28 protein-coding genes and 4 pseudogenes are annotated in these 26112 nt (G+C 61.9%); 24 read left to right on the plus strand and 8 right to left on the minus strand.

Translation table 11 applies throughout. The annotated features are described in order from the left end of the window. Positions 1 to 10 precede the first annotated feature (10 nt). Together EB231_RS33630 and EB231_RS35445 are read left to right on the plus strand one after the other, a co-directional pair. Entirely contained in the window at positions 11 to 397 is a 387-nt protein-coding gene (locus tag EB231_RS33630) for a hypothetical protein (protein ID WP_172352543.1), read from the plus strand. Positions 398 to 492: 95 nt separating this feature from the next. Beyond that, positions 493 to 747 (plus strand): annotated as a pseudogene (locus EB231_RS35445) (NAD(P)H-dependent oxidoreductase); the annotation flags it as partial. A 48-nt stretch (positions 748 to 795) separates the two neighbouring features. Here the strand turns inward: EB231_RS35445 and EB231_RS35450 are convergent. Next, positions 796 to 1164, minus strand: a pseudogene (locus tag EB231_RS35450) (alcohol dehydrogenase catalytic domain-containing protein); the annotation flags it as partial. A gap of 481 nt (positions 1165 to 1645) precedes the next feature. Here EB231_RS35450 and EB231_RS33645 point away from each other — a divergent pair. Together EB231_RS33645 and EB231_RS33650 are read left to right on the plus strand one after the other, a co-directional pair. Further along, positions 1646 to 2293 (plus strand): helix-turn-helix domain-containing protein, encoded by a 648-nt coding sequence (locus EB231_RS33645; protein ID WP_172352544.1) that lies wholly within the window; start codon positions 1646 to 1648, stop codon positions 2291 to 2293. Positions 2294 to 2338: 45 nt separating this feature from the next. Then, positions 2339 to 2854, plus strand: coding sequence for a GNAT family N-acetyltransferase (locus tag EB231_RS33650; protein WP_172352545.1), 516 nt, complete (start codon positions 2339 to 2341; stop codon positions 2852 to 2854). Positions 2855 to 3070: 216 nt separating this feature from the next. Here EB231_RS33650 and EB231_RS33655 read toward each other — a convergent pair whose 3' ends face one another. Together EB231_RS33655 and EB231_RS35855 are read right to left on the minus strand one after the other, a co-directional pair. Further along, positions 3071 to 3211 carry a hypothetical protein gene (locus tag EB231_RS33655; protein WP_206681945.1) on the minus strand — a complete coding sequence of 47 codons (141 nt, stop codon included), beginning with the start codon at positions 3209 to 3211 and terminating at the stop codon, positions 3071 to 3073. A 13-nt stretch (positions 3212 to 3224) separates the two neighbouring features. Continuing rightward, positions 3225 to 3368 (minus strand): annotated as a pseudogene (locus EB231_RS35855) (hypothetical protein); the annotation flags it as partial. 95 nt (positions 3369 to 3463) lie between these two features. On the opposite strand from EB231_RS35855, the gene EB231_RS33665 reads away from it, so the two are divergent. Beyond that, entirely contained in the window at positions 3464 to 3664 is a 201-nt protein-coding gene (locus tag EB231_RS33665; protein WP_340163198.1) for a DUF1858 domain-containing protein, read from the plus strand. Here the strand turns inward: EB231_RS33665 and EB231_RS33670 are convergent. After that, entirely contained in the window at positions 3661 to 4365 is a 705-nt protein-coding gene (locus EB231_RS33670) for a Crp/Fnr family transcriptional regulator (protein WP_172352547.1), read from the minus strand. The genes EB231_RS33665 and EB231_RS33670 overlap by 4 nt on opposite strands. Positions 4366 to 4569: 204 nt before the next feature. Here EB231_RS33670 and EB231_RS33675 point away from each other — a divergent pair, with 204 nt between their 5' ends. The 6 genes from EB231_RS33675 to EB231_RS33700 all read left to right on the plus strand — a co-directional run bounded on the left by EB231_RS33675 (position 4570) and on the right by EB231_RS33700 (position 9684). Further along, positions 4570 to 5769, plus strand: coding sequence for an NnrS family protein (locus tag EB231_RS33675; protein ID WP_172352548.1), 1200 nt, complete (start codon positions 4570 to 4572; stop codon positions 5767 to 5769). Between the two features lie 162 nt (positions 5770 to 5931). Next, the gene (locus EB231_RS33680; RefSeq protein WP_172352549.1) at positions 5932 to 6378 is read left to right on the plus strand and encodes a pseudoazurin; all 447 of its coding nucleotides are present in this window, start codon (positions 5932 to 5934) and stop codon (positions 6376 to 6378) included. A 258-nt stretch (positions 6379 to 6636) separates the two neighbouring features. Then, positions 6637 to 7740 (plus strand): copper-containing nitrite reductase, encoded by a 1104-nt coding sequence (gene nirK / locus EB231_RS33685; RefSeq protein WP_172352550.1) that lies wholly within the window; start codon positions 6637 to 6639, stop codon positions 7738 to 7740. A gap of 69 nt (positions 7741 to 7809) precedes the next feature. Continuing rightward, complete coding sequence (locus tag EB231_RS33690; RefSeq protein ID WP_172352551.1) at positions 7810 to 8688, plus strand: formylglycine-generating enzyme family protein; 879 nt, start codon at positions 7810 to 7812, stop codon at positions 8686 to 8688. A 24-nt stretch (positions 8689 to 8712) separates the two neighbouring features. Next, positions 8713 to 9159 carry a group III truncated hemoglobin gene (locus EB231_RS33695; RefSeq protein ID WP_172352552.1) on the plus strand — a complete coding sequence of 149 codons (447 nt, stop codon included), beginning with the start codon at positions 8713 to 8715 and terminating at the stop codon, positions 9157 to 9159. A 93-nt stretch (positions 9160 to 9252) separates the two neighbouring features. Further along, positions 9253 to 9684, plus strand: coding sequence for a potassium channel family protein (locus EB231_RS33700; RefSeq protein ID WP_172352553.1), 432 nt, complete (start codon positions 9253 to 9255; stop codon positions 9682 to 9684). 20 nt (positions 9685 to 9704) lie between these two features. Here EB231_RS33700 and hemN read toward each other — a convergent pair whose 3' ends face one another. Next, a complete protein-coding gene (gene hemN, locus EB231_RS33705; protein WP_445299338.1) occupies positions 9705 to 11054 on the minus strand; it encodes an oxygen-independent coproporphyrinogen III oxidase in 1350 nt (449 codons plus the stop codon). A gap of 154 nt (positions 11055 to 11208) precedes the next feature. Here hemN and EB231_RS33710 point away from each other — a divergent pair, with 154 nt between their 5' ends. The 10 genes from EB231_RS33710 to EB231_RS33755 all read left to right on the plus strand — a co-directional run bounded on the left by EB231_RS33710 (position 11209) and on the right by EB231_RS33755 (position 20983). Continuing rightward, a complete protein-coding gene (locus EB231_RS33710; protein WP_172353141.1) occupies positions 11209 to 11922 on the plus strand; it encodes a Crp/Fnr family transcriptional regulator in 714 nt (237 codons plus the stop codon). A 229-nt stretch (positions 11923 to 12151) separates the two neighbouring features. Next, positions 12152 to 13762 carry a cytochrome-c oxidase, cbb3-type subunit I gene (ccoN, locus tag EB231_RS33715; protein WP_172352555.1) on the plus strand — a complete coding sequence of 537 codons (1611 nt, stop codon included), beginning with the start codon at positions 12152 to 12154 and terminating at the stop codon, positions 13760 to 13762. Between the two features lie 10 nt (positions 13763 to 13772). Beyond that, the gene (gene ccoO / locus EB231_RS33720) at positions 13773 to 14504 is read left to right on the plus strand and encodes a cytochrome-c oxidase, cbb3-type subunit II (RefSeq protein ID WP_172352556.1); all 732 of its coding nucleotides are present in this window, start codon (positions 13773 to 13775) and stop codon (positions 14502 to 14504) included. 12 nt (positions 14505 to 14516) lie between these two features. Beyond that, on the plus strand, positions 14517 to 14666 hold the full coding sequence (locus tag EB231_RS33725; protein WP_172352557.1) for a cbb3-type cytochrome oxidase subunit 3: 150 nt from the start codon (positions 14517 to 14519) through the stop codon (positions 14664 to 14666). Positions 14667 to 14668: 2 nt separating this feature from the next. Beyond that, the gene (ccoP, locus tag EB231_RS33730; protein ID WP_172352558.1) at positions 14669 to 15532 is read left to right on the plus strand and encodes a cytochrome-c oxidase, cbb3-type subunit III; all 864 of its coding nucleotides are present in this window, start codon (positions 14669 to 14671) and stop codon (positions 15530 to 15532) included. 169 nt (positions 15533 to 15701) lie between these two features. Next, entirely contained in the window at positions 15702 to 17261 is a 1560-nt protein-coding gene (gene ccoG, locus EB231_RS33735) for a cytochrome c oxidase accessory protein CcoG (RefSeq protein WP_172352559.1), read from the plus strand. Continuing rightward, positions 17258 to 17773, plus strand: coding sequence for a FixH family protein (locus EB231_RS33740; protein WP_172352560.1), 516 nt, complete (start codon positions 17258 to 17260; stop codon positions 17771 to 17773). Before ccoG ends, EB231_RS33740 begins: the two co-directional genes overlap by 4 nt. Then, entirely contained in the window at positions 17770 to 20055 is a 2286-nt protein-coding gene (locus EB231_RS33745) for a cation-translocating P-type ATPase (protein ID WP_172352561.1), read from the plus strand. Before EB231_RS33740 ends, EB231_RS33745 begins: the two co-directional genes overlap by 4 nt. Then, positions 20052 to 20222: a cbb3-type cytochrome oxidase assembly protein CcoS gene (ccoS, locus tag EB231_RS33750; RefSeq protein WP_140775307.1), complete on the plus strand. Its 171-nt coding sequence runs from the start codon at positions 20052 to 20054 to the stop codon at positions 20220 to 20222. Before EB231_RS33745 ends, ccoS begins: the two co-directional genes overlap by 4 nt. After that, positions 20222 to 20983 (plus strand): CBS domain-containing protein, encoded by a 762-nt coding sequence (locus EB231_RS33755; protein ID WP_340163199.1) that lies wholly within the window; start codon positions 20222 to 20224, stop codon positions 20981 to 20983. Before ccoS ends, EB231_RS33755 begins: the two co-directional genes overlap by 1 nt. Before the next feature lie 111 nt (positions 20984 to 21094). Here EB231_RS33755 and EB231_RS33760 read toward each other — a convergent pair whose 3' ends face one another. The 3 genes and pseudogenes from EB231_RS33760 to EB231_RS33770 all read right to left on the minus strand — a co-directional run. After that, positions 21095 to 21643: a hypothetical protein gene (locus EB231_RS33760; protein ID WP_172352562.1), complete on the minus strand. Its 549-nt coding sequence runs from the start codon at positions 21641 to 21643 to the stop codon at positions 21095 to 21097. 166 nt (positions 21644 to 21809) lie between these two features. Then, positions 21810 to 22070: a DUF6455 family protein gene (locus EB231_RS33765; protein ID WP_172352563.1), complete on the minus strand. Its 261-nt coding sequence runs from the start codon at positions 22068 to 22070 to the stop codon at positions 21810 to 21812. A gap of 193 nt (positions 22071 to 22263) precedes the next feature. Next, positions 22264 to 22882 (minus strand): annotated as a pseudogene (locus EB231_RS33770) (VIT1/CCC1 transporter family protein); the annotation flags it as partial. A 189-nt stretch (positions 22883 to 23071) separates the two neighbouring features. Between EB231_RS33770 and EB231_RS33775 the strand changes: the two are divergent. From EB231_RS33775 to EB231_RS33785, 3 genes are read left to right on the plus strand one after another with little or no spacing between them, the layout of a single operon-like run. Beyond that, entirely contained in the window at positions 23072 to 23857 is a 786-nt protein-coding gene (locus EB231_RS33775; RefSeq protein WP_172352564.1) for an FMN-binding protein, read from the plus strand. A 25-nt stretch (positions 23858 to 23882) separates the two neighbouring features. Continuing rightward, a complete protein-coding gene (locus EB231_RS33780) occupies positions 23883 to 24602 on the plus strand; it encodes an FAD:protein FMN transferase (RefSeq protein WP_246740840.1) in 720 nt (239 codons plus the stop codon). Beyond that, a complete protein-coding gene (locus tag EB231_RS33785) occupies positions 24599 to 26110 on the plus strand; it encodes an RnfABCDGE type electron transport complex subunit D (protein WP_172352566.1) in 1512 nt (503 codons plus the stop codon). The genes EB231_RS33780 and EB231_RS33785 overlap by 4 nt, the downstream gene beginning before the upstream one ends. The last annotated feature ends 2 nt before the right edge of the window (positions 26111 to 26112 follow it).

Consider the following 26112-nt stretch of genomic DNA (forward strand, 5'->3'; position numbering starts at 1 on the left):
GGAGTTTGCCATGACCAGCTTGCATGACCTCACCCCGAAATTCAAGAACATCCGCCTGCTTCTGGCGCGCGAGAAAGGCCATCCGGAAGGTGACAGCGAAGAAGGCTACGATGTGCTGGCTCCACTCACCGACGAGGGACGGCTGGATGCCGAGGAATGGAAATCGCATAAGGCCTTCTGCCGCGTCCGCCGCTTTGGCACCGGCGGACAGGATCTTGTCGGTCGCTTGCGCCGCAAGCCAGGCGGTCAATGGTATTTCGACTATGCCGAGGGCGATCGTGACGATGAGGTTGGCTTTCATCTCGGCGAGGAGCGCTTCGTCACCGGGGAATATGTCTCCATAACGCGCAACGGGGCCATGCACACTTATCAGGTGGCCCGGGTCGAGCAACCATAGCACGTCTCTCGCATCTGACCGGAGGGAGCCATGTCGCGCCGTATACTTCTTCTCATCGGCCACCCCGACCTTCCCCTGGCCGGCTGTGCCGTGCCTTGGCTTCCGCGTATACCGAAAGCGCGGAACGCGCTGGCCACACAGTACGCAAGATCGACCTGGCCTTGCTGGACTTTCCGATGCTCCGGACGATGCAGGAGTTCGAGCATGGCGAGATTCCCGACAGCCTGAGAGAGGCGACGGAGGCAGTCGTCTGGGCGGAGCATTTCGTCCTTGTCTTTCCGCTGCGGCTGGGCACCATGCCGGCCATGCTGAAGGCTTTCCTGGAGCAGGTGATGCGACCAGGCACGGCTTTCACCTACCCGGCCAAAGGCGAAAGTTTCGCCAAATCCTTGCTGCGCGAAAGCGAAATGCTCATCGGCAACGACATGCCTGGCGAAGCCGCCATCGCGCGTATAGCCGGTGAAGAGCGGCTGGTCACACAGGTTTTCGGCGCCGGCGCTGCAATAGGGACAATGTCCGCAAGTGTGCCCCAGCCATGGAGCGCCTGCTCTCTGCCCGAGCGGGATTTCGACACGCCCTCACCGACAGGATCGACGATGCCGACGATTCCGTGACCCGGCACGAGCGGCAGCTTCGGCCATGGCAACTCACCGTCCACGACACGCAGATCGGCGCGGCAGACCGCGCATGCCTCAACCTTGCAAGGGATCCGGGCGGTCGACGAGCGTCAAACGCGTACCGGGCTTTTCCAGCACCATTGCCTTCATCACGCTTCCCCGGCTTCTCAGATGGTAGATGAGAACAGCCCCGCTTCCATTCGGAATGGAAACGCTCGGGTTTGGCACCTCGTTCCTATCGCGGGTCCCTGATCTTGACCGGGTACGGCCGGATGTGACGACCGAAACCGTGACTCGCTGGACCATGGCTATGCTTCCGGGCAGAAAGCACTTCGAAATAAAGGCCCGCGGCGGCGAGATAGGCGAGGCCGAGTATCCCAGCCCAGATTTCAATCATATCGGACGTCATGTCAGATTCTCCTGGTTGGTCCTGACCAGATAATTGCCGAGCCAAATCATGCCGGCCTTGATCGTGGTCAATCGCACCGACCATGTGGCCCGCATGCGATATCTGGCTCCATCGGATGATTTCGGGCTCGCTCTAGGTAGTTTCCCTTAGGGAGATAACCGAATTTCAGCGTGGCCGGATTTGCGCGATTGCTGTTGTCACAAATTCACCAGGACCCCAGCCATGTACGCTCAAGCCTCCGCCAAGATCGAACTGCCGTCCTATCTTCTCCAGCAGAACCCAGCCGCCATCTTTGACGGCGCGGCCGTGCAGCCAGTGAGCTTCTTCCCGGCAGGCACCGAGATTTACGCTCAAGGCGAAAAGGCCGGAGCTCTTTACTACGTCGAGTTCGGCGCGGTCCGCATCTACCGGCTGCTCGCCGATGGCCGCAGGCAGATCAGCGCGTTCCATCTGGCGGGAGAAACCTTCGGGTTCGAGGCCGACGCCACTCACCACTTCTTCGCCGAAGCGATCAGCGCAACCGGTGTCCGGGCCTTGCGCGCTCCATCAGGCACGGACATGTCCCGCCAGCTCCTGCCTCTCGCGCTCAAGGGCCTGACCCGGGCACAGGAACATCTCCTCGTGCTAGGCCGCCAGAACGCCATCGAGCGCGTCGCGGCATTCCTCGTCGAAATGTCGGAGCGTCAGGGCGGGCTGCGGCAGGTGGAATTGCCAATGTCGCGGAACGACATCGGCGACTATCTTGGCCTTACCATCGAGACCGTGTCGCGGGTCTTCACCCGCCTGAAGGAGAAAGGCGTAATCCGCCTGCTCACCCTGCGCAGCATCGAAATTCTCAAGCGCGATACGCTGCTGGCAATGGGGGAATAGGCCATTCGAGCCAATCCCGCGCATCAATCCTGAAAGGGGCGCAAAATGAAAACCACACTTACAACTCACACTGGATTTCGCTTCGAAGTGCGTCATGCGCGCCCCGATGATGAGCCGATCGTTGCCGAGTTCTTCACCCATGTGACGCCGGAAGACCTGCGCTTCCGCTTCCTCGGGGCCGTGAAGGAGGTTTCGCACGAGCGGCTGGTGGCAATGACCCGCACCGATGATCCGCATGTCCATAATTTTCTTGCCTTCTCGGCCGACGGAATGCTGATCGCGGTGGCGACCCTCGCCGCCGATCCGGCCGACCAGCGTGGCGAAGTCGCCATCTGCATCCGCGAGGATCGCAAGCATCTCGGCGTCAGCTGGGAATTTCTCGGCTATATCGCGCGCTACGCGGACGAGCACGGCATCAAGACGATCGAGTCGATCGAGAACCGTGAGAACCGCGCGGCGATCGAACTCGAACGTGAGATGGGTTTCACCGTCACAATGGATTCCGACGACCCGACGCTCGTTCTGGTTCGGCGCAAGCTCGGCGCCAAGATACCGAGCTAAAGCATGCAGCCCGGAAATGCGCGGCCATGGCATGCATAAGGCAATGGCCCAAAGTGCGTCGCCTGAATCCGTTTCAGCGCGACGCGCTCTGGCTTTTTGCCATCCGGGCATGATGCGGAAAAACGCGAAGCGGTTTTCCGGCGACATTGTGTTCTATCCATTTGATCTTGATACGGATTCGGATTTCAGGTCGATTCGACCTGAAATCATCCGACTCTAGCGCGGCACCGGGATTGCCTCGAAGCCGAGCAACTCTGCAGCCACCGCACGTTCCTCGTCGGCTGGAATGAGAAGCACGTCGACGAGGGTATCCGGGGCGCTGGCCAATTCTTCGCCGTTCGCATTCCTCGAAGACATCCTGCAACCGGTTCGAAGCCGTCTCGTCGGGCCCGACGAGCGGAAACTCCTGGCGCTTCGGTTCAACGTCATGACGTCGCGCAGGAAACTGCCCATCACGCGGGTTGACGCCGACCGCGGCTCCAAACCCATTTCGAAGCCGCGACTCGCAGGACAAGACAGCGCCGTCTTTGCTTCAGAGCAACGAACGCCCTGAAAAGGCTAGGCAGGATAGTCGTTTGCAAGATGCGGACAAGCAACATGAAACGCAAATTGAACGCCGATGCGACCATGGACGGGATCATGCGCGAGGCGCCGGCGACAATTCGGGTCGTTCTCCAGCACGGAATGCTGTGCGTCGGCTGCCCGATCGCGCCCTTTCACACCGTTTTCGACGCGGCGCGCGAGCATGACCTGGATGAGGATCAGCTTCGCCACGATCTGGAGGCGGCCATCGAAAATGACGTGGATTAGCTCTTTGCCGCGCGACCTTCAGCGATGACAAGGAGACGATGCGGCTCGATCACGACTATCCTCTGCCGTCCGCTTTTGACCAGCCCCTGGTCCTCCCAGGCGGAAAGCAGCCGGCTGACCGTATGAAGCGTGGTGCCCGTCATTTCCGCAACGTCCTGGCGTGAAATCGGGAAGTCGATCAGAATTCCCTCCTCGGTCTTTTTTCCTGACTGCTTGATCAGCTTCAGCAAGGCATGCGCAACGCGCTGCTCCACCTGCTCGGTGGACATCTCGATGACGCGGGCATGGGCATCCTGCAGCCTCACTCCCACCGCCTTATAGGTATTGGCACTGAAGCTCGGAAAGCTCGCGGCGAATGTGGACCAAAGCTGGCTCGGCCAGGCAAGCACCACGCAATCGACGGCCGCGACGGCATTTGCCGGATAGGTCGTCCGACCCAGCGCGCTGGCAATCCCCATCAATTCGCCCGGGCTTATATAGCGCACGGTCACCTCATGCCCATCCGGAGTCGATTTCACCACGCGCACATGACCGTCGAGCAGCAGGAAGAACAAATGGGCCTCCTGCTCCTGCTCGAACACCGGCTGATCCTTGGCGACCCGAATAGACCTTGCCTGTCCGACCACGCGATCGAGGTCCGCGGAAGCGATCCCCTCGAATACGGACAGCCCGGCAATCAGTGATCGATCAAGGCTTGCCAAACGCCCTCCTCCCCAACTTCAACAATGCAACGCGCTCAGGCCCCTGCCCGAGTGTGTCACGGACCACCGCGCCTCGACAAGTGGAGCCTCCCTTGGCTGCCACTGACAATCACCCGCTTGTTTGCGCTGGGGCAAGCTCCACCCTTCGCGACCGGGATAGAAGACCCCAAACAGGCGCCCTGCCTGGTTTCGATGAGGCATCTCATGGCAATTCCACGGACGCGACCAAGCGCCTATCCGGCAATTCTCTCTTACGGGTTCCGGCCCTTCTTTCTGCTCGGCTCCCTGCAAGCCGCTGCTGCGATCCTTTTTTGGCTGCCCCTCTACTACGGCAAGTTCGAAACCTTCAGCGCCTTCCTGCCCGTGGACTGGCATATTCATGAATTGCTTTTCGGCTACCTGCCGGCAGTCGTGACCGGATTCCTGCTCACTGCAATTCCGAATTGGACCGGACGGCTTCCCGTTCAGGATCTTCGCCTGCTGATGCTGGTGCTGCTCTGGGTTGCTGGTCGGGCGGCCGTGTTCCTTTCCGCGGAAACGGGATGGCTCCTGAGCGCGGTCATGGACTGCTCCTTTCTTCTCGCGGTGGTGGCGGCCGCCGCAACGGAAATCATTGCCGGGCGAAACTGGCGAAACCTCAAGGTGCTGCTGCCCGTCACGATCCTCTTTGCGGCAAACGTCATGTTTCATCTGGAGGCGCATTATCAGGGAGCCTCCGACATGAGCCGGCGTCTCGGCCTTGGAGCGGTTGTCGTCCTCATCATGATTGTCGGCGGGCGGATAATCCCAAGCTTCACCCGTAACTGGCTGGCTCGCGAGAACCCCGGCCGGCTCCCGGTATCGTTTGGCAAGTTCGATATCGCAACAATCGCGCTGTCTGCCGTCGGCCTCGCAGCGTGGACCTTCTTTCCCGATAATACTGCAACCGGCGCATTGCTGATCGCCGCAGCAGTCTTCAACGCAGTTCGGCTTGCCCGCTGGGCGGGCGACCGGACGCCGGCCGACCCTTTGGTTCTGATCCTGCACATTGCGTTCGCCTTTGTGCCTCTGGGCCTGTTGCTTGCCGGACTGGCCGTGTTCGCGCCGGGAGCAGTTCCTGCGGTGGCCGGCATTCATGCATTGGCTGTGGGAGCGGTGGCATGCATGACGCTTGCCGTCATGACCCGCGCCTCCCTCGGTCATACCGGCCGCGAACCGACGGCAAGCGCCGGAACACGTGCGATTTTCGCTGCGATCGTCATTGCCGCCATCCTGCGGGTAGCCGCCGCTATGGCTCCCGCCGTAGCAATTCTCCTGTATATCTCGGCGGCCTTCTGGGTTGCCGCCTTCATTGGCTACGCCGTTCTCTTTGGCGGAATGCTCGTGCGACCGCGCCGGCAAGCGCGCGGCAAGAGCGGCGCATGAAAGGTTGGCTGGCGACGTTCCGCGGTCGCCCAGTTCCTACCAGTCCCGCGCCAATCATTTTTCGTCGAAACAATTTGCGCCAGCACAAATTGCCAGGCCGTCCGACGGCCTACAAGGACGCAGCGGTTGATGCCGTGATGAACCAAAGAAAGGACTATTCCAATGAAACTGCCCCTCATCGCCGCGGCGATCGCGTTGCTCTCAATCACCGGCGCGGCAAATGCCGAAGAACATGTCGTCCAGATGCTGAACAAGGGTGACAAGGGTTCGATGGTCTTCCAGCCCGACTTCGTCCAGGCGGCGCCCGGCGACACCATCAAGTTCGTGCCGACCGACAAGACCCACAATGCAGAGATCATCAAGGGAATGATTCCGGACGGCGCCGAGCCCTTCAAGGGCAAGGCGAGCGAGGAGATCGCGGTCACCCTCACCAAGGAAGGTGTCTATGGCGTGAAGTGCGCGCCCCACTATGGCATGGGCATGGTGGCGCTGATCGTCGTCGGCAAGCCGGTCAACCTGGATGCGGCGGAAGCCGTCAAGCAGATCGGCAAGGCAAAGCCGGTCTTTGCCGAGTTGTTCGCCGAGGCGACCAAAGCTGCTTCGAACTGACCCGACATCATTTGAGCCTGCCTCCGGTGATGGCGAGCCGGAAGCACTGGCCGGGCGGACCTGGGGAGAGGTCCGACCCGGCCATTTTCATTTCTGCCGTTTGGCACGCCGCCGTGACCAGGGTCATCGCAAAGACATGCTTCGGCAACTGCCTTCAAGTCAAAATTCATCTGGCTCAGATTTGCGCAAACGCAAAGACGTGCCGCGTCAAGTCACTATCCTGATTCCATCGAAACCGTTGAAGTCGAGGACATGAAAATGCTTACGAGACGCGAAGCTCTGCTGGGTTCTGTTCTTACCGCCGCTGCCGTTGCCGCCATCGGCCCGGTGCCGGCAATGGCGACCGTGAAGGATGTGGCGTCACTGCCGCGCGAAAAAGTGACCCTTGTCGCGCCGCCTTTCGTGCACGCTCACGACCAGGTGGCCAAGGGTGGCCCCAAGGTTGTCGAGTTCACCATGAAGATCGAGGAGAAGCCGATGGTCATCGACGCCGACGGCACGCAGCTCAATGCCATGACTTATAACGGTTCCATTCCGGGCCCGCTCATGGTCGTGCATGAAGGCGACTATCTCGAGCTCACGCTGATCAATCCCGACACCAATACGCTCGCCCACAATATCGACTTCCATGCGGCGACCGGCGGGCTCGGCGGCGGCGCACTGACACTGATCAACCCAGGAGAGCAAGTGACGTTGCGCTTCAAGGCGACCCGATCCGGAACATTCGTCTACCATTGCGCACCGGGCGGCGCGATGATCCCCTGGCATGTCGTGTCGGGAATGAGCGGAGCGGTGATGGTCCTGCCGCGCGACGGCCTGAAGGACGAAAAAGGCAAGCCCGTCCGCTACGACCACATCTACTATATCGGCGAGAACGACTTCTACATCCCCCGCGACGAGCAAGGAAAATTCAAGAAGTACGACTCGGCCGGCGACAATTACGACGATACCATGAAGGTGATGCGCGGCCTGATCCCGACGCATGTCGTCTTCAACGGCAAGGCTGGATCGCTGACCGGCGAGAACGCCATGAAGGCCAAGGTCGGGGAAACGGTGCTGATCGTCCATTCCCAGGCCAATCGCGACACTCGCCCGCACCTGATCGGCGGCCACGGCGACTTCGTCTGGGAACAGGGCAAGTTCGGCAATCCCCCGGCGAAGGATCTCGAGACCTGGTTCATTCGGGGTGGATCGGCGGGCGCCGCTCTCTACACGTTCCTGCAGCCGGGGGTCTACGCCTACGTGAACCACAATCTGATCGAGGCCGTCGAACTCGGCGCAACCGCGCACTTCACGGTCGATGGAACGTGGGACGACGATCTGATGATGCAGGTCGAAGCTCCCAAGGCGATTGCCTCATAGGAAGAAAAGTCGATCGCCCTGCAATTCGCTGGCACCGCCGGCGAATTGCACGGCAGGCGGAGTTTGGGCATGTCCTACGATCCTGTCTTCACATTCGGAACCATCGCGGCTGCCGCCCTCATCGGACTGGGTGTCAACCACGCGGTCGACGGCATGTCCGGGCAACCTCGGAGGCCAGTTGTCTTGACCGACATGGTCCACTTGGCGCCTGGCTCCTTCAACCACCCGCAACTAGGCGAATTCCTCAAGGACGACCATTCCGCGCCTGCGCCAGTCTTGCAGGAGACTATCGACGCGCCGCTGGAAATCATGAGGTTCCAGGTGACGGCGTCGGACTATGACCGTTGCGTCTTGGATCGTGCCTGCAAGCCGGCTGATTCGCGCCTCGCCGGCAACGTTCCGGCGACCGGCGTCAGCTTCATTGATGCACAGGCCTATGCGAACTGGTTGTCCGAGAAGACAGGTGAAGCGTGGCGGCTACCGACCGACGCGGAATGGGCCTATGCCGCGGGTGAGCGATTTCGAGCCGATATCGATATAGAGGGTGGTGATGGCGATCCGGCCGATCCGGCGAGGCGATGGCTCAGGCAATATCGCAATGAGGCGGCGCTCGGCCGCAAACCGGATCCTGAACCCCGGCCCCTTGGGGCATTTGGAGCCAATTCAAAAGGTGTTGCGGACATTGCCGGCAATGTTTGGGAGTGGACGGCGACCTGCTATGCCCATGCGACGATGTCAGGTGATGGCGTGCGTATCGCCAGTTCGATCACCAATTGCGGTGTGCATGTCGTGGAGGGTTTCCACCGTACTTACATGTCGAACTTCATTCGCGACGGCAAAAGCGGCGGTTGCGCGGTCGGCACGCCGCCCGACAATCTCGGTTTCCGCCTTGTCCATGATCCTGCTGGCTTCCTGCAGGCCGCCCGTCAACGACTGGGCCTCACCTGATTGCTCGAGAAGAAAGGAACGTGGATGACTCCGAAGCCGGCCTCGCTTGACAGGGTTCGCCCTGCCGCCGAACAGCCCTTGGCGCGCCCCGGCGTCGACCGGGCCTCGATAGGAGTGCTGGTCCGCAAATTCTATTCCAGGGTGAGAAAGGATGAGCGGCTCGGACCCGTCTTCGCCCGAGAAATCGTTGGCGATTGGGAGCCCCATCTGGAGAAGATGACGGACTTCTGGTGCTCCGTCATATTGAAAAGCGGCGACTATCATGGCCGGCCGGTGCCTGCTCATCTGAAGCTCAAGAATGTCACCGAAGCCGACTTCGAGATTTGGCTGGCTCTCTTCGGCGAGACCGCGTCCGAGCTCTTCACGGCCGAGATCGCGGCGGTATTCGTGGAACGAGCGGAAAGGATAGCAACGAGCCTGAAGCTCGCCATGTTCTTCCACCTCGGCCGCGCCACCAAGGTGCCCGGCTAGCAAATCCCGCCGGCGCGGTGGACTCGGACCGAGCTGATGTCCCGTTTGATCGTGCGCAAGGACTGTGGCCGTCGGGGCCCGTAATTTCCGCCGATGATCCTTAATCTCTTCGTCGGCACGATCGTCATCAGCCTGACGGTACTGATCCATACTTTCGGCCTCATCGCCATCACTCACGCGACGGGACGGCTTGTTGCACTCTTTCGCATGCACGGACGGCGCAGCCGGGTCCTGGCCATGATCAGCGTGGTCATGGGGCTTTTCGCTGTCATGACGGCGGAGGTCTGGCTATGGGCCGGAATCTATCGGCTACTCGGAATCCTGAATGACTTCGAGACGGCGCTTTACTTCTCGACCATCACCTTTTCGACGGTCGGCTATGGAGACGTGGTGCCCGCCCATGGCTGGCGCGTGCTTGCGGCCCTGGAGGGCATTAATGGCTTTCTGCTGATCGGCTGGTCGACCGCGTATCTGATCGCTGCCGGCACCCGTGTCGGTCCCTTCAGGGTCGGCGAGCACTTTTGACCCGCCACCCGAGCCATCGGTCAAACCGCTGGCGAGTGCCCGCCGGTTCCATTGCCGAGATACTTGTCGAATCTCGCCGCCACCGTCCTGACCAGGGGACGGCTTTCCCGCGGCACGACGAAGTTTTCACCTTCGAGCCGAAGAAGCTGGCCGGCACTGCTGATGGCCAGCCGGCTCGCCTCGCAGAGCAGCGTCTGGCCGCCCGCTCCAAAGCGTTCGACAAGGTCTACCGCCGAGAAGGTGAAGTTGCACATCAGACGCTCGATGATCCAGCCCCGCGCCAGATCATCGAGACTGAACTCAATGCCGCGCGCTATCGCCAGCTGTCCGGAATCCACGGCCTTTTCGTACTCGCCGGTGGCAACGATGTTTTGTGCGTGGCCCTGGCGATACCGGCTGATCGACGAGGGACCGAGACCGATCAGGGTTTCGCACTGGTCCTCGGTGTAGCCCTGGAAATTGCGGCGGATCTTGCCGGCACGGGCGGCAACCGCCAGCGTGTCCTCCGGCTTTGCGAAATGGTCCAATCCCAATGCCTCGTAGCCGGCGTCGACAATCAGTTGCGCCGCAAGCTGCGACTGCGCCAGACGTGCAGCGGAATCGGGCAGCCAGGCTTCATCGATCATCGTCTGGTGCTTCTTGAACCAAGGCACATGCGCGTAGCCGAACAGGGCAAGCCTGTCTGGCGCCAGCGTCAGCGCCTGGGCGACGGTCGCCGCGACACTCTCGCGGGTCTGGTGCGGCAGACCGTAGAGCAGATCCAGGTTGACGGACGTGACGCCTCGTGCGCGCACCGCATCGACAATGCTTTTGGTCAGCGCGAAACCCTGCTCGCGATTGATCGCCTTCTGCACCTTGGGATCGAAATCCTGCACGCCGAGGCTCGCTCTTGTCATGCCGATCGCGGCGAAGGCATCAAGCCGACCCTCATCCATGTCGTTCGGGTCGATCTCGACGCTGAGGCTGGCATCGTCGAGGAAGTCGAATTGATCCCGCAGCGCTCTTCCGAGCACGAGGATGTCGTCGGGCTTGAGCATTGTCGGGGAACCGCCGCCGAAATGAACGGCGCGAACCCTGCCCCGCCCCCTCACAAGGCCGCCGACCGTTTCGATCTCCTTGTGGAGTGAGCGCAGGAAGGTGGCCACAGGCGCATAGTGACGCGTCTGCTTGGTATGGCAGGCGCAGAACCAGCACAGCCGGTCGCAATAGGGGATATGCAGATACAGCGATATCTCGTCATCGCCGTCGAGCGCGTCCATCCACCCGCGAACCGTGACCGCATCGACGCCCGGATGAAAGTGCGGCGCCGTCGGATAGCTCGTGTAACGCGGCACGTTGTCGACAAGGCCCACGGGAGGTGTTGGGCTCAGGGCCGGGGTTGGGCACGGGGAATGGATGGCGGCGGCGGGAGGGGTCATGATGGTCAGACTGCCTGAACCACGCCGGCAAAACCTTGATCTCGATCAAGGCGACTCAGGTCACAACGGGCGCAAATTGCCGTCCCTATTGATCACGGGCGTTGCAATGGCCGCCAGACAGGATGCTCGACAAGCTGATGTTCCCGCAATTTGCAAATCCTGCGAAGCGCGGCAGGGCGGGTTATGCGGCGCGCTCAATGCCCGCCAACTTGCCGAGCTGGCCAAAGCCTCGTCCAGGCATGAGGTTTTGGCAGGGACGGAACTGCACGACGAGGGAACCTACTCGAACCTGTTGTCCGGCGTGGTCAAGCTCACGAGAAATCTTTCCGATGGTCGTCAGCAGATTGTCGGGTTCCATTTCGCGCCCGATTTTCTGGGCAGGCCGTTCGAGGCGAAAAGGCCGATCAAGGCCGAAGCCTTGACGAATGTGGCGCTATGTTCGTTTCCAAGAACGATCATCGATCGAATGACAAGCGAGGAGCCGGAACTTGGACGCCTGCTGCTGAGGCGTGCGCTGAACGAACTGGACGAAGCGCGCGACTGGATGGCGGCACTGGGGCGCAAGACCGCCTCCGAAAAGGTCGCAAGCTTCCTTCTTATGTTCGCCAGAAACATCGACCCGTCCAAACACCCAGCAGACCCTATCAGCTTCGATCTGCCGCTGACACGCGGGGAGATCGCCGATTTTCTCGGCCTGACGATCGAGACGGTAAGTCGAGAATTCTCCAGGTTGCGAGTGGACGGCGCGATCCGGATCGCAAACAAGCGACACATAAGCCTCGCAAGCACAGCTCGGATCGAGGAACGCTGCGGCAACTAGCCCGCTGCCGAACCGTCGTCCAGCTTTGACCTTTCCAAAGGTCGTTTCATCGGCGCTTCCTGCCTGGTCACGTCACTGCCAGAGCTACGCTCCCGGTCGCCGTAAATCCTCCCCGTACAAAAGCTCTCCGCGTTTGACCTGGATCAAGGCCCGGCAGCGGAAAATCCCGAAATGGTGCCGCGAGCGGGCATTTCCGCCGGAACTTTCGAGACGCGATCGGGGACTTGCGATGAAATTTGGCACGGAGATCGTCCTTTTAAGCCTGTTTGCTTTTGGTGCCCTCGTGGCCGCCGGCTTCGGCGTGGATGTCCCTTTTCGCCAGCACATGTGGGTCTTGTTCTTCGCCGTGGCCGGCTTCACAGCGATCCTGCTGCGCAATACGGATTTCAAGCCCGCGGCGCCGATCGACCCCTCCGCCTACATGGATGGTCCGATCCGCTACGGAGCCATCGCAACGGTGTTCTGGGGTGTCGTCGGCATGCTGGTCGGCGTGATCATCGCGCTGCAGCTTGCATACCCTCACCTCAACATCGAGCCCTGGTTCAATTTCGGTCGGTTGCGGCCGGTCCATACCTCCGGCGTGGTCTTTGCCTTTGGCGGCAACGCGCTGATTTGCACCTCGCTTTACGTCGTCCAACGCACCTGCCGAGCACGCCTTTTCGGCGGCAATCTCGCCTGGTTCGTCTTCTGGGGATATCAGCTTTTCATCGTCATGGCCGCGACCGGCTATCTGCTCGGCATCACCGAAAGCCGCGAATATGCCGAGCCGGAATGGTATGTCGACATCTGGCTGACGGTCGTGTGGGTCGCGTACCTGATCCTGTTCCTCGGCACCATCCTGAAGCGCAAGGAACCGCATATCTACGTCGCCAACTGGTTCTATCTCGCCTTCATCGTCACCATCGCGATGCTCCATGTCGTCAACAATCTGTCGATGCCGGCATCATTGCTGGGATCGAAGAGCTACTCGGCCTTCTCCGGCGTTCAGGACGCACTTACCCAGTGGTGGTATGGCCACAACGCGGTCGGCTTCTTCCTCACCGCCGGTTTCCTGGGCATGATGTATTATTTCGTGCCCAAGCAGGTTAATCGGCCGGTCTATTCCTACCGCCTTTCGATCATCCACTTCTGGGCACTGATCTTCCTGTACATCTGGGCGGGCCCGCATCATCTTCATTACACCGCCCTGCCCGATTGGGCGCAGACGCTGGGCATGGTGTTCTCGATCATGCTGTGGATGCCTTCCTGGGGCGGCATGATCAACGGCCTCATGACCCTCTCCGGGGCCTGGGACAAGATCCGCACTGATCCCATTGTCCGCATGATGGTTGCGGCCATCGCCTTCTACGGCATGTCGACCTTCGAAGGCCCGATGATGTCGATCAAGACGGTCAACTCGCTCTCGCACTACACGGATTGGACAATCGGCCACGTCCATTCGGGCGCGCTCGGCTGGGTCGGCCTTATCACCTTCGGCGCGATCTACCACATGGTGCCCAAGCTCTGGAACCGCGAGCGGCTCTATTCGCTGCGGCTTGTCACCTGGCACTTCTGGCTGGCGACGCTCGGCATCGTTGTCTACGCGGCAGTGATGTGGGTGTCGGGCATCATGCAGGGACTCATGTGGCGCGAGTACGACGAGCAGGGGTTCCTCGTCTACTCCTTCGCCGAGACCGTCGCTGCCATGCATCCCTACTACGTCATGCGCGCCGCGGGCGGCGCCATGTACCTCGCCGGCATGCTGGTCATGGCCTGGAACGTCACCATGACCATCCGTGGCTACCAGCGCGAAGAGCAGCCTTTGCCCGGTTCCGCCCCCGTCCTCCAGCCTGCCGAATAAGGAGCCAGATATGGGCCTGATGGATAAACACGCGCTGATCGAGAAGAACGCCACGCTGCTTCTTGTCGGATCCCTGCTGGTTGTGACGGTCGGCGGTATCGTCGAGATCGCGCCTCTGTTCTATCTCGACAATACGATCGAGAAGGTCGATGGCATGCGGCCCTACTCGCCGCTCGAACTCGCGGGCCGCAACATCTATGTGCGCGAGGGATGCTACCTCTGCCACAGCCAGATGATCAGGCCGTTCCGGGACGAGGTGGAACGCTACGGCCATTACAGCCTGGCGGCAGAGTCGATGTACGACCATCCGTTTCAATGGGGGTCCAAGCGGACCGGACCCGATCTCGCTCGCGTCGGCGACCGCTATTCCAACAGCTGGCACGTCCAGCACCTTACGGACCCACGTTCCGTCGTGCCCGAGTCGATCATGCCGGGCTATGCGTTCCTGAAGGACACGCCGATCGAGGTGAAGGATTTCTCGACGAATCTGGTAGCGAACAGGCGCGTCGGAGTGCCCTACTCCGACGACATGATCTCCCACGCGAACGCCGACCTGATGGCGCAGGCCGATCCCAACGCCGACACATCCGGACTGGAGAGCCGCTATCCGAAAGCCAAGATCGGCGACTTCGACGGCAACCCCCAGCAGGTCACCGAGATGGATGCCCTGGTGGCTTACCTCCAGATGCTCGGCACCTTGGTCGATTTCAGGAATTACGACGAAGCAGCTGGCTACCGCTGAGGAGAGCAACCGATGGAATACAACTTGATGCGGGAGTTCGCCGACAGTTGGGGTCTGCTTGCCATGGCCCTGTTCTTTGTAGGCTGCATTGCTTTCGCGCTTCGTCCGGGTGGCAAAGCGCATGCCGATCACGCCGCACGGATTCCTCTTAAGGACGATTGATCATGAGCAGCGAGCATGTCGACGAAATCTCGGGCGTGACGACGACCGGCCACGAATGGGACGGGATCAGGGAGCTCAACAATCCCCTGCCGCGCTGGTGGGTGATCACCTTCTACGTCACCATCGCCTGGGCGCTGGCCTACACGATTGCCTATCCCGCCTGGCCGATGCTGAGTTCCGCAACCAAGGGCGTTCTGGGCTTTTCCAGCCGCAATGACGTCAAGAACGAAATGGCCGCGGCTGAAGCCGGCAAGGCCAAATACCTCGCGGCAATGCAGTCTAAAACCGTTTCGGAAATTGCCTCGGACGATGCGTTGCGCGAGTTCGCCGTCGCGGCCGGCGGCGCGGCATTCAAGGTCAACTGCGTGCAGTGCCACGGCTCCGGCGCGCAAGGGTCGACAGGGTTTCCGAACCTGAACGATGACGATTGGCTTTGGGGCGGCAAGACGGAGCAGATCCAGCAGACGATCACGCACGGCATCCGTTTCGCCTCGGACGCCGATACCCGTCAGTCGGAGATGCCCGCCTTCCTCGATGTGCTCAAGCCCGAGCAGATCGCGCAGGTCAGCGCCTTCGTGGCCAGCCTTTCCGGGCCGGTACAGGACAAAACCCTGATCGAGCCCGGCACCAAGGTTTTCGCGGACAATTGTGCCGCCTGCCATGGCGAGAACGCAAAGGGCAACCGGGAACTCGGGGCACCCGATCTCACCGATGCGATCTGGCTTCACGGTTCCGGCGAAGCCGCGATTGCTTCTCAGGTGCGAGCCCCGAAGAACGGGGTGATGCCTGCCTGGGTCGGCCGCCTTGGCGAGACGACGGTCAAGGAACTGGCTGTCTATGTCCATTCGCTTGGCGGCGGAGAATAGGAGCGGGGCCTGTTCTCAGCCCTCGGCCGTTCAAGCGACGAGGCCCGGCCATGCCGGGCCTCGACTTGCTTTTGATGTCTCAGTTTGACCTGCATCAACGCGACGCGCCCGGGCGACTGCAAGACTGCTGGAGACAGGCGGCGTCACTTCGCCGTGATTGGAGATCGTGGTGCTGGATCAGTCGCAGGTAGAACGGCTCGAAGCCGAAGCGGTCAATTCCGCAAAGACGCGACAGCCGCTTTATGCCGCGCGCAAGAAAATCTTTCCGAAGCGGGCCTCCGGCCGTTTCCGCCAGTTCAAATGGCTGGTGATGGCGATCACGCTCGGTATCTATTACCTGACGCCGTGGCTGCGCTGGGATCGCGGGCCCTTCGCTCCGGACCAGGCCGTTCTGATTGATCTGGCGAACCGCCGTTTCTACTTCTTCTTCATCGAGATCTGGCCGCAGGAATTCTACTACGTCGCCGGCCTTCTCATGATGGCGGGCGTTGGTCTTTTCCTGATCACATCGACGGTCGGGCGGGCCTGGTGCGGCTATACCTGCCCGCAGACCGTCTGGGTGGACCTGTTCCTTGTCGTGGAACGGGCGATTGAAGGCGATCGCAACGCCCGCATCAAGCTCGACGCTGCCCCGTGGACCGTTCGCAAGCTCCTCCTGCGCGTTTCCAAGCACGCCGTCTGGCTCGTCATCGCAGCGGCCACGGGCGGCGCCTGGATCTTCTACTTCGCCGACGCGCCGAAGCTGCTTGGCGAAGTCGTCACTGGCACGGCGGCGCCCGTGGCCTATGTCACGATCGCCGTGCTCACCGGCACCACCTATGTGTTTGGCGGGCTGATGCGGGAGCAGGTCTGCACCTACATGTGCCCCTGGCCGCGAATTCAGGCTGCCATGCTCGATGAAAACTCGCTGACCGTCACATACAACGACTGGCGCGGCGAGCCGCGTTCGCGCCACGCCAAGAAGGCCTCGGCGGCCGGGCAATCGGTCGGTGACTGCGTCGATTGCAACGCCTGTGTCGCCGTCTGCCCCATGGGCATCGACATCCGTGACGGTCAGCAGCTGGAATGCATCACCTGCGCGCTGTGCATCGACGCCTGTGACAGCGTCATGGACAAGCTCGGCCGAGAACACGGGCTGATTTCCTATGCAACCCTGGCTGACTACAACGCCAACATGGCAGTGGCCACTTCCGGCGGCACTGGTCCGGTCAATCCGGCGCTCGTAAGAACGGCGAGCGGCAGCTTCGCCGACGGCTTGGCACATTTCCATCTCGGCAAGATCTTCCGGTTGCGCACCTACATCTATCTCGGCGCATGGTCGGCGATCGGCCTGGTGCTCGTCTATTCGCTGCTGACGCGCGAGCGGCTGGAGCTGAATGTCCTGCATGATCGCAATCCGCAGTTCGTGACGCTCTCGGACGGCTCGATCCGGAACGGCTACACGGTCAAGCTGCTCAACATGATACCCCAGCCCAGGACGATCGAGGTCACGCTGCAGGGTCTCGACGGCGGCGAGATGAGCATCGTTGGCATCGACCAGCCCGCAAGTCGCTCGTTCGCGATTCCGGTCGAACCCGACCGGCTGAAGACGCTCAGAATCTTCGTCAGGCAGCCGGCGGACCGCATCAAGAAGCCGGTGCAGAATTTCGAATTTCGCATCGACGACAGGGCGAGTTCCGAATCCGCCGAATACACCGCCAGTTTCAACGCGCCGGAGAGCAGCAGATGAGCGCCGAAATGCGGAAGCCACGCGAGTTCACCGGCAGGCACATGTTGATCGTCACCCTCAGCTTCTTCGCCGTGGTGATTGGGGTCAACCTCACCCTGGCCACGCTCGCCCAGAAGAGCTGGACCGGCCTCGTTGTCGAGAACACCTATGTCGCAAGCCAGCAGTTCAACGAAAAAGCACGGAAAGGAAGGGCACAGGCGGCGCTAGGCTGGACGGGCAGGCTGACCATCACCTCCGGCGAGGTCCGCTACAGCCTTGCCGACAGGAAGGGCAAGCCAGTGCCGCTGCACGGCGTCAAGATGCTGTTCCGCCACCCGGCCTATGAGACCGAGGATGAAACCCTGACACTTGCCGCGGTGTTCGGAGGCACTCCGGGCGACATACAGGAGTTTGCCGTCCGGCACACGCCGAAGGATGGCGTCTGGATCGTGGAGATCGATGCGGACGCCGGACTGACGTCACCGTTCCGTGACGTTCGCCGCGTCATGATCTCGAACGGAGCCCTGCAATGAGCTGCTGCGCGCCAGGGGCTGGAATGGCGTCGGAAGTTGCCGCCGCCGCGTCCGCACCGCCGTCGAGCGAGGAGATCAAGCTGGCGAGCCGCTTTCTGGGCAGCGACATTCACCAGACCGACCTGTCGGTGCCGACGGTTCACTGCGGAGCTTGCATCCAAGCCATCGAGGCTGCGCTGGGCTCGGTCGAGAACGTCGATTCCGCTCGCGTCAACCTGTCGACGAAGCGTGTGTCGGTGCGCTGGCACGGCGATAGCGTCCCGCCATTCTTTGCCGTGCTCGGCCGCCTCGGCTATCAGGCGCACCTGTTCGACCCGGAAATTCACGAGAAGGACAGGACGCTTTCGGAGCTGATCCGCGCTGTCGCCGTCGCGGGCTTCGCCGCCGGCAACATCATGCTGCTCTCGGTATCGGTCTGGTCCGGCGCGGAAGGTCCGACACGCGATCTGTTTCACTGGCTGTCCGCGCTGATCGCCATCCCGGCGCTCGCCTTCGCCGGCGGCATCTACTTCCGCTCCGCGGCGAACGCGCTGCGCCATGGCCGGATGAACATGGACGTGCCGATCGCGGTGGGGGTTTCGCTGGCCTACGCGATGAGCCTCTATGAGACCATCAACCACGGCGAGCACGCCTATTTCGACGCTTCGGTATCGCTGCTTTTCTTCCTGTTGATCGGCCGCACGCTGGACCACGTCATGCGTGAGCGAGCGCGAACCGCGGTCAATGGCCTGTCGCGGCTAGCCGCGCGGGGTTCCATTGTCCTGCGCGACGACGGAACACGCGAATACGTGCCCGTCGCCGAGCTCGCGGCAGGAATGCATCTTCTCATCGCGGCCGGAGAGCGGATACCGGTCGACGGCGACATCATCAGCGGGAATTCCGACCTGGATTGCTCGATCGTCTCCGGCGAGAGCGCGCCCAAGACCGTGAGTGCCGGCACACATGTCCAGGCTGGCACGTTGAACCTGACGGGTCCGCTGACGATGCAGGCAACCGCCGCAGCGAAGGATTCCTTCCTTGCGGAAATGGTTCGACTGATGGAGGCCGCCGAGGGCGGCCGCTCACGCTACAGGCGGATTGCGGACCGGGTATCGGCACTCTACGCGCCCGTTGTCCATCTGGCGGCCTTTGTCACATTCCTCGGCTGGATGGTTGCGTCCGGCGATTGGCACCGGGCCATGACCATCGCCATCGCCGTGCTTATCATCACCTGCCCCTGCGCGCTCGGCCTGGCCGTGCCGATTGTCCAGGTCGTGGCAGCCCGGCGCCTGTTCGAGGCCGGCGTCATGGTCAAGGACGGTTCGGCCATGGAGCGTCTCGCGGTGATCGACGCGGCGGTGTTCGACAAGACCGGGACGTTGACCCTGGGGCTGCCCAGACTGGTCAATGCCGCATCAATCGATCCGGCCATGCTGGCGATCGCGGCCGACATGGCAGCTCATTCCCGGCACCCGTTTTCAAAGGCTCTGGCGACATACGGAAACGATCGTAGCCGAACCAAGTTCGACCGCGTGCAGGAAGAGCCCGGCTTCGGCATCGAAGCGTTCGCCGGCGGCGACACCTGGCGCCTTGGCCGGCGCGGCTGGGCAGGGTGGAAGGCCCGTACGGGCGGTGAAGGAAAATATGGCGGCCTTGGCGGCACGGTTCTCGCCAAGAATGGCAGGATCGTCGCTTGCTTCGCCTTCGAGGATGCCACGCGACCCGATGCGAAGGCGGCGGTAGGGAGATTGAAGGATGCCGGCATCCCGGTCGAGATGCTCTCCGGCGATACTGCGAGGGCCTGCGCCGAGGTGGCGGGGATCCTCGGCATCGATCGCTTTGTGCCGGCCTTGCTGCCCTCGGGAAAGGTCGAGAGGATAGAGACGTTGACCCGCGCCGGTCACAAGGTGCTGATGGTGGGCGATGGCCTCAACGACACGCCGGCGCTTGGCGCCGCTCATGTCTCGATGGCTCCGGCGACCGCCGCCGACATTGGTCGCAAAGCCGCGGATTTCGTCTTCCTGCGCGAGAGCCTGTTGGCCGTACCGCTCGCCCTGGATGTCTCGCGCAAGGCTGGCCGGCTCATACGCCAGAACATCGCAATCGCGATCATCTACAACGCATTCGCCGTGCCGATCGCCATCCTCGGATATGTGACGCCGCTCATCGCGGCGATCGCGATGAGCGCTTCATCGCTGATCGTGATCGCAAATGCGATGCGGCTTCAGGCCACGGCGAAAGCGGCACCTGACGCGGCTCCGGCCAGGCGCCGCACCGACGTCATCCAAGCGGCCCATCCATGACCACGCTCGTCTACCTCATTCCGGTAGCCCTCTTCCTGGGGGCGCTCGGTTTGTCCGGCTTCCTGTGGGCCTTACGCAGCGGCCAGTACGAGGATCTCGACGGAGCTGCCGAGCGGATACTGATCGAGCCCGATGTGCAAGACAATGAAGGCCTGCGATCAAACTGATGCAGATCAAAGCGCCGACGCTCCCGGCGTTCCAGAAAATGCCTGAGGAAGAGCAGGAGGCACCGATGCAAGCGCAGGACATCATGACGACACCGGTGATCTCAATCGATGCTTCGGCCTCGATCGCCGACGCGGCCGACCTGATGTTGACCAGGAAGATCAGCTGCCTGCCGGCCACACGCGACGGTGTGGTGGTTGGCATCATCAGCGAAGGTGACTTCCTCCGGCGCAAGGAACTTGGCACCCAGCGTGTTCGTCCTCGCTGGCTCGAATTTCTGACCGGCCCCGGCAAGATCGCCGATGAGTATGTGCACACAGCCGGCCGCCGGGTTGGCGACGTCATGACGACGGACGTCGTCTCGGCACCGCCTGGGGCATCGCTGGGCGAGATCGTCGAATTGATGGCTGACCACGACATCAAGAATGTGCCGATCCTCGATCAGGGCAGACTGGCCGGGATCATAACCCGCTCCGACTTGTTGCGCGCCCTGCTGCGGATCCTGCCCAAAACCGGCGCCGCGACTACCGATGACGAGGTCATACGCAGGAAGATCATTGCCGAGCTGCAGGGGCAATCCTGGAGCGGCGGCGATCTTATCGGCGTTACTGTCGATAGGGGTGACGTTGAACTGAGCGGCGCCATTTTCGACGAGCGTCAGCGAAAGGCCGCTGTCGTTGCGGCCGAGAACGTCGCCGGGGTCAAGAAGGTCACGGACAAACTCTTTTGCGCCGGGCCGTTCTCGGTCCTGCTTCTCTCCTAGAAGACGCCACAGAGCCTGGCGGAACCGCTCCCCAACAGCGCATCGCCAAAGGGAGATTTCGGGCTGCATGGCCGCCCGGTCCAGTCCAGCATTCCGGCGCCCGCTTCCCCCTTAAATCGCGAACGAGGGTATCAAGGGCCGAACCAACAACAGCGCGAAGGCAATGAGCGCCGCGCCGGCGATTGTATCTGCTATCTTCCTGCCGCCGCTCAGCCGCCTGCCCAGCAACAGCCACATCGATCCGGTAATTGCCGTGATCATAAGCAGCGCGATCCAAGCGATGCCCCGCGCGGCTGCTTCGATGTCCATCGGCACGATGGCCACGCAATAGATGAACGCCTTCGGATTGAGGACGGTGGTTGCCACGATGGAAATGCCACCACCGTTCCCGGTTGCGTCGTCGCGTTTGACGGCGATCAGGCGAAAGCCAAGTATTACGAGCCATGCAGCGGCAACCAGTTGAACCATCTGGATGGTGCCAGGCGGCACCAGGGAACGCAGGGAAAGCCAGAAGGCTGCCGCGATCCCGTATCCGCATGCCTGCGCGACAAGGAGCGTAGCGGCGTTCCCTCGCTTGACTGCGCCCGCCGCCAGAAGAGCATTGGTTGGCCCCGGCGCGGCAAAAAGCAGGAATGCTTCCAGAAAATGCAGATTATCCAAACTGCCTGCCTCGTATGCGAACCTGTCAACGACAGCAGTCCACTTGAGCAGACTGTCGTCAAAAGCCTCCTGGACCGTCAGCTCGTCGCAAGGGCGAAATCGTCCGTCGCCGGCTGGAACAAGGGCGCACCGCAGCAGCCAATCCGGCTACGGCGTTGGTGTTCCATCAACGGATAGATTGCAACCGGGCGATCAAATCGCCATTGCGGCAATAGGCCGGCGGGTGATCCGCATGCGCCGTCTGATCCAGCCAGGTCGCGCATTCCTCCTGGTGGCGGCAGGACCGGCACCGGTCCACCGCGCGATTGGTGACGGCGACGTGATCCGCCACGATTTTCAGCGGCCTGTCGACGCCCAATTTCTGCATCATGCGCCCCATCAAGGCCGTTCGAGCATCAAGTCCAATCAGATATTCGAGAAAGTTCATGTCGTCACACTCCTCACACAGCAATCATTGCCATGCCAAGCGGCGTGTGACGTTGATCTCCATCAACGAGGGCCGTTCCGTTCCGGGAATTGCTTCCGCTGGACAAGGCCACCTTCTCGCCCAGCGCAGTCAGCGCTGAATACAGCGTGGCTCGCCTGGATATGATGACCTCGGTAAAGCCGCCGTCCTGGCCTGCGGTCCCAAACATAGCGCCAATGCCCGCGGTCAGCGCCATCGCCAGCGCTCCCCAAAAGGTGACCCGAGCGGTGGCCTTCAATACGTTGGCGCCGCGCGCCAATCGCGCCCAGCACCGCAAGGAATAGCAGCGATGCAATCGAGACTACCGCAACCAGTCTCGCGGGTGGCGCAAGCATCACCATTGCCAATGGCATGATCGCACCGATTGAAAACGCCGCCGCCGAAGCCAGCGCCGCCAGGATCGGTGGTGCAGCGGTAATCTCGGAAATACCAAGCTCGTCGCGGGCGTGTGCGCCAAGCGCGTCCTTGGCCATCAATTGGTCAGCCACCTGCAACGCCAATTGAGGCCCCACGCCGCGATCGATGTATATCAGGGCAAGCTCCTGCCTCTCGAACTCGGGTTGCGTCGCCTATTCGTCTCGCTCACGGGCGAGATCCGCCTTCTCGGTATCGGCCTGGGGACTGACGGACACATATTCGCAGGCCGCCATCGACATGGCGCCCGCCACGAGGCTGGCGACGCCTGCCACCAGGACATTGGTCGTGGTGGCGTTGGCGGCTGCAACCCCGATGATCAGGCTGGCCCTCGAAACGATGCCCTCAAGCGCAGGAATGCAGCTTCATTACTCCCTGACCGGAACAAATACCCTGATCCAAGTCAAATGGCTGCGCCGATTCGGCCTGCGACACTTTTCGCGGGCCAAGGCGCGCTGACAGCCAGCTGTCAGCTAACTCATGAGACATTGTCGCCAGAAGGCATGCAACGGTCCGGCCGCTGCGCCTGAAGCCAGGATGCAATTCTTATGAAACAAATCGCCTTATCGCTCTTCGTGATCGCCTCATCAGGCGCCTATGTCTGGGATCAGGCAGGCACAGCGCCGGCCAACGACTTGATCGATGCGGACGGTGCCGCCAATGCCGCAACGCAGAGCACTCCGCAGCCATTCGTTCCACAGGCGTCGGCCGATCCGGTCGCAGTGCCAGCGGCGTCGCTGCGCAAAATTCCCCAGAATGCGCAGCGGGAGCCGACTCCGCTGAGGCCGATTGATGCCAGAGCGGACAACACGGCAGCCGTTGCAGCCGCTCCAAAGCCGGTACTTGCTCCCAGCCCGCCGCAGGCCGCGAGGCTTGCGCCTCCTCCACCGAAGCAAAATGCCGCGCCGGCGATTGCCGAGGCGCGCATGCCGGATGCACCAACGTTCGCGGTGACGCCTGCGGTCTATATTCCAATCCCGCAGCCGAGGCCGGCATACCCGCAAGCAACCGCGCGCGTGATTCATACCGGGATGAAGGTCGCGGCCCACGGCTATGCCGACGGGGTCTACACCGGCCCCGCGGCCGACGCCTACTACGGTATCATCCAAATCCAGGCGCTCGTCCAGGGCGGCCGCCTGACGGCGCTCAAGGTACTGAAATACCCCAATGACCGCCGCACCTCCATCAGCATCAACCGGCAGGCGTTGCCCATGCTGCGCGATGAGGCGATCAGCGCGCAAAGCGCAGATGTCGACATCATCTCGGGCGCCACGCTGACCAGCAGGGCCTTTATCCAATCACTGGGCGGCGCCTTGAAGAAGGCCTCATCGTAATTTCATGCGCGAGACGAGAATAATGATGGGCATGCCCATTACCGTCGACCTCGGCCGCTCGGCTGGCGACCTCGGCGGGCAGGTCTTCGACTATTTCGACGATGTCGACCGGCGTTTCAGCACTTACCGTCAGGACAGCGAGATCTCGGCCATAAACCGGGGCGACATTCCGGTCCGCGACTGGAGCGGACAGATGATGGACGTGATCAGGATTGCGGAGCAAACCAGAAGGGAAACTGCCGGGTATTTCGACATCCACAGGCCCGACGGCGCGCTCGACCCCTCCGGCATCGTCAAGGGCTGGGCCATCCGCAACGCAGCCGAAATCGTCCGTCGGGCGGACGTCAGCGACTTCTTCATCGAGGCGGGCGGCGACATCCAATCCTCCGGCAGGAATGCGTCCGGTCGAGACTGGAGCGTCGGCATCCGCAATCCCTTCCAGGCGAATGAGATCGTCAAGGTGGTCTATCCGCGTGGACATGGCGTCGCCACTTCCGGCACATATGCGCGCGGGCAGCACATCTACAATCCCCGCGCGACTCATGACCCAATCAGCGACATCGTCAGCCTGACCGTTATCGGCGCCGATGTGCTCGAGGCCGACCGCTTCGCCACAGCCGCCTTTGCGATGGGCAGGGACGGCATCCTCTTCATAGAGCAGACGCAAGGGCTCGAAGGATATCTCATCGACAGCAACCGCCGTGCGACACCGACAAGCGGCTTTGGAGTCTTCTGCCAGCCATGATCAAGACCCTAGACCGGCTTCTCGACCACCTCACGATGTATCGGCTGGTTCTCTACTACCTGGTGGCGCTGCTGGGTGCCGCCTTTGTCCTGGGCTTCCTGAACCTTGTGCCGCATGATCCGAGAGAACTCGCCTTTACGACCGCCCTGGTGCTGGCCACCTGCTGGATCACCAACAAGGTCTTTGCACGTATCTTCGAGGTTCCGGCCAATGGCGAGTCCGTCCACATTACCGCGATGATCCTGGCGCTCATCCTCGATCCGATTGCCGCCACCGATGCCAAGGCCATCGGCGCCGTGGCACTCGCCTCGGTCTGGGCGATTTCGTCGAAATACATCCTGGCCGTGGGCAGGAAACACCTGTTCAATCCGGCCGCTCTGGGCGTTGCCTTGACAGCGCTGTTGCTCGATCGTCCCGCCACATGGTGGGTGGCGGGAAACCTCTGGCTGCTCCCCCTGGTGCTTGTGGGCGGCGCTCTCGTGGTGCGTAAGCTGCGTCGGCTCGATCTCGTGGCCACGTTCGTCGGGGTGGCGCTGGCGACGATACTGGCAACCACCGACCCGTCTCGATATGGCACCGCTCTCGCGGAGACCTTCGGTTCGTCGCCGTTGCTGTTCTTCGCCTTCGTAATGCTGACCGAGCCGCTGACGGCGCCCACGACGCGCTGGGCGCGCATCGCCTTCGCCGGCGTCGTCGGCTTTCTGTTCGCACCCAACGTCCATATCGGCTCGTTCTATTTCACACCCGAACTCGCTCTCCTGGCGGGTAACCTCTTCGCTTACGCCGTGAGCCCGAAGGGTCGGTTTGTGTTGACTTTGGAGCGCATCGAGCAAACAGCCGTCGACAGCTACGACTTTATCTTCAGGTCGCAGCGAAAACTCGCTTTCCAGGCGGGCCAGTACCTTGAATGGACGCTTGGCCTCGACCGTTCCGACAACCGCGGAAACCGGCGCTACTTCACGGTCGCCTCATCGCCTACCGAGCAATCCGTGCGGCTGGGCGTCAAGTTCTATCCGCGGTCGAGCGCCTTCAAACGGGCGCTGGGCGGCATGAAACCCGGCGCCACGATCCACGCTGCACAACTGGCCGGCGATTTCACGCTTCCCTCCGATCCGAAGACCAAGATCGCTTTCCTGGCAGGCGGCATCGGCATCACGCCGTTCCGTTCGATGCTGCAATATCTCATCGATCGCAAGGAAGCGCGGCCTGTCGTCGTCCTCTATGGAACAGAGAGCCAAGACGACATCGCCTATCGCGACGTGCTCGACTCCGCGCGGCGCAAACTGGGCATAAGAATATTCCACGCCGTGGCCAAAGGCGCGGTGGGGGGCCAGTATCCCGGCTATATCGACGCGCGCCTGGTGCGCCTCACCATGCCCGACTACCTCGAACGCATCTTCTACGTCTCCGGGCCGCAGAGCATGGTCAAGGCGGTGCGCAAGAAGCTTCTGGCAATGGGCGTTCGCCGCTCCAGGATCAAGGTCGATTACTTCCCCGGATTTGCCTGAAC

The organism is Mesorhizobium sp. NZP2298 (genome assembly GCF_013170825.1).
In the GTDB taxonomy this organism is placed as follows: Bacteria; Pseudomonadota; Alphaproteobacteria; order Rhizobiales; family Rhizobiaceae; genus Mesorhizobium.

Coding starts and splice junctions, on each gene's coding strand:
- EB231_RS33630 (WP_172352543.1), top strand. CDS start 11: ATGACCAGCTTGCATGACCTCACCCCGAAATTCAAGAACATCCGCCTG.
- EB231_RS33645 (WP_172352544.1), top strand. CDS start 1,646: ATGTACGCTCAAGCCTCCGCCAAGATCGAACTGCCGTCCTATCTTCTC.
- EB231_RS33650 (WP_172352545.1), top strand. CDS start 2,339: ATGAAAACCACACTTACAACTCACACTGGATTTCGCTTCGAAGTGCGT.
- EB231_RS33655 (WP_206681945.1), bottom strand. CDS start 3,211: ATGTCTTCGAGGAATGCGAACGGCGAAGAATTGGCCAGCGCCCCGGAT.
- EB231_RS33675 (WP_172352548.1), top strand. CDS start 4,570: ATGGCAATTCCACGGACGCGACCAAGCGCCTATCCGGCAATTCTCTCT.
- EB231_RS33680 (WP_172352549.1), top strand. CDS start 5,932: ATGAAACTGCCCCTCATCGCCGCGGCGATCGCGTTGCTCTCAATCACC.
- nirK (WP_172352550.1), top strand. CDS start 6,637: ATGCTTACGAGACGCGAAGCTCTGCTGGGTTCTGTTCTTACCGCCGCT.
- EB231_RS33690 (WP_172352551.1), top strand. CDS start 7,810: ATGTCCTACGATCCTGTCTTCACATTCGGAACCATCGCGGCTGCCGCC.
- EB231_RS33695 (WP_172352552.1), top strand. CDS start 8,713: ATGACTCCGAAGCCGGCCTCGCTTGACAGGGTTCGCCCTGCCGCCGAA.
- EB231_RS33700 (WP_172352553.1), top strand. CDS start 9,253: ATGATCCTTAATCTCTTCGTCGGCACGATCGTCATCAGCCTGACGGTA.
- EB231_RS33710 (WP_172353141.1), top strand. CDS start 11,209: ATGGCCGCCAGACAGGATGCTCGACAAGCTGATGTTCCCGCAATTTGC.
- ccoN (WP_172352555.1), top strand. CDS start 12,152: ATGAAATTTGGCACGGAGATCGTCCTTTTAAGCCTGTTTGCTTTTGGT.
- ccoO (WP_172352556.1), top strand. CDS start 13,773: ATGGGCCTGATGGATAAACACGCGCTGATCGAGAAGAACGCCACGCTG.
- EB231_RS33725 (WP_172352557.1), top strand. CDS start 14,517: ATGGAATACAACTTGATGCGGGAGTTCGCCGACAGTTGGGGTCTGCTT.
- ccoP (WP_172352558.1), top strand. CDS start 14,669: ATGAGCAGCGAGCATGTCGACGAAATCTCGGGCGTGACGACGACCGGC.
- EB231_RS33740 (WP_172352560.1), top strand. CDS start 17,258: ATGAGCGCCGAAATGCGGAAGCCACGCGAGTTCACCGGCAGGCACATG.
- EB231_RS33745 (WP_172352561.1), top strand. CDS start 17,770: ATGAGCTGCTGCGCGCCAGGGGCTGGAATGGCGTCGGAAGTTGCCGCC.
- ccoS (WP_140775307.1), top strand. CDS start 20,052: ATGACCACGCTCGTCTACCTCATTCCGGTAGCCCTCTTCCTGGGGGCG.
- EB231_RS33755 (WP_340163199.1), top strand. CDS start 20,222: ATGCAGATCAAAGCGCCGACGCTCCCGGCGTTCCAGAAAATGCCTGAG.
- EB231_RS33765 (WP_172352563.1), bottom strand. CDS start 22,070: ATGAACTTTCTCGAATATCTGATTGGACTTGATGCTCGAACGGCCTTG.
- EB231_RS33775 (WP_172352564.1), top strand. CDS start 23,072: ATGAAACAAATCGCCTTATCGCTCTTCGTGATCGCCTCATCAGGCGCC.
- EB231_RS33780 (WP_246740840.1), top strand. CDS start 23,883: ATGGGCATGCCCATTACCGTCGACCTCGGCCGCTCGGCTGGCGACCTC.
- EB231_RS33785 (WP_172352566.1), top strand. CDS start 24,599: ATGATCAAGACCCTAGACCGGCTTCTCGACCACCTCACGATGTATCGG.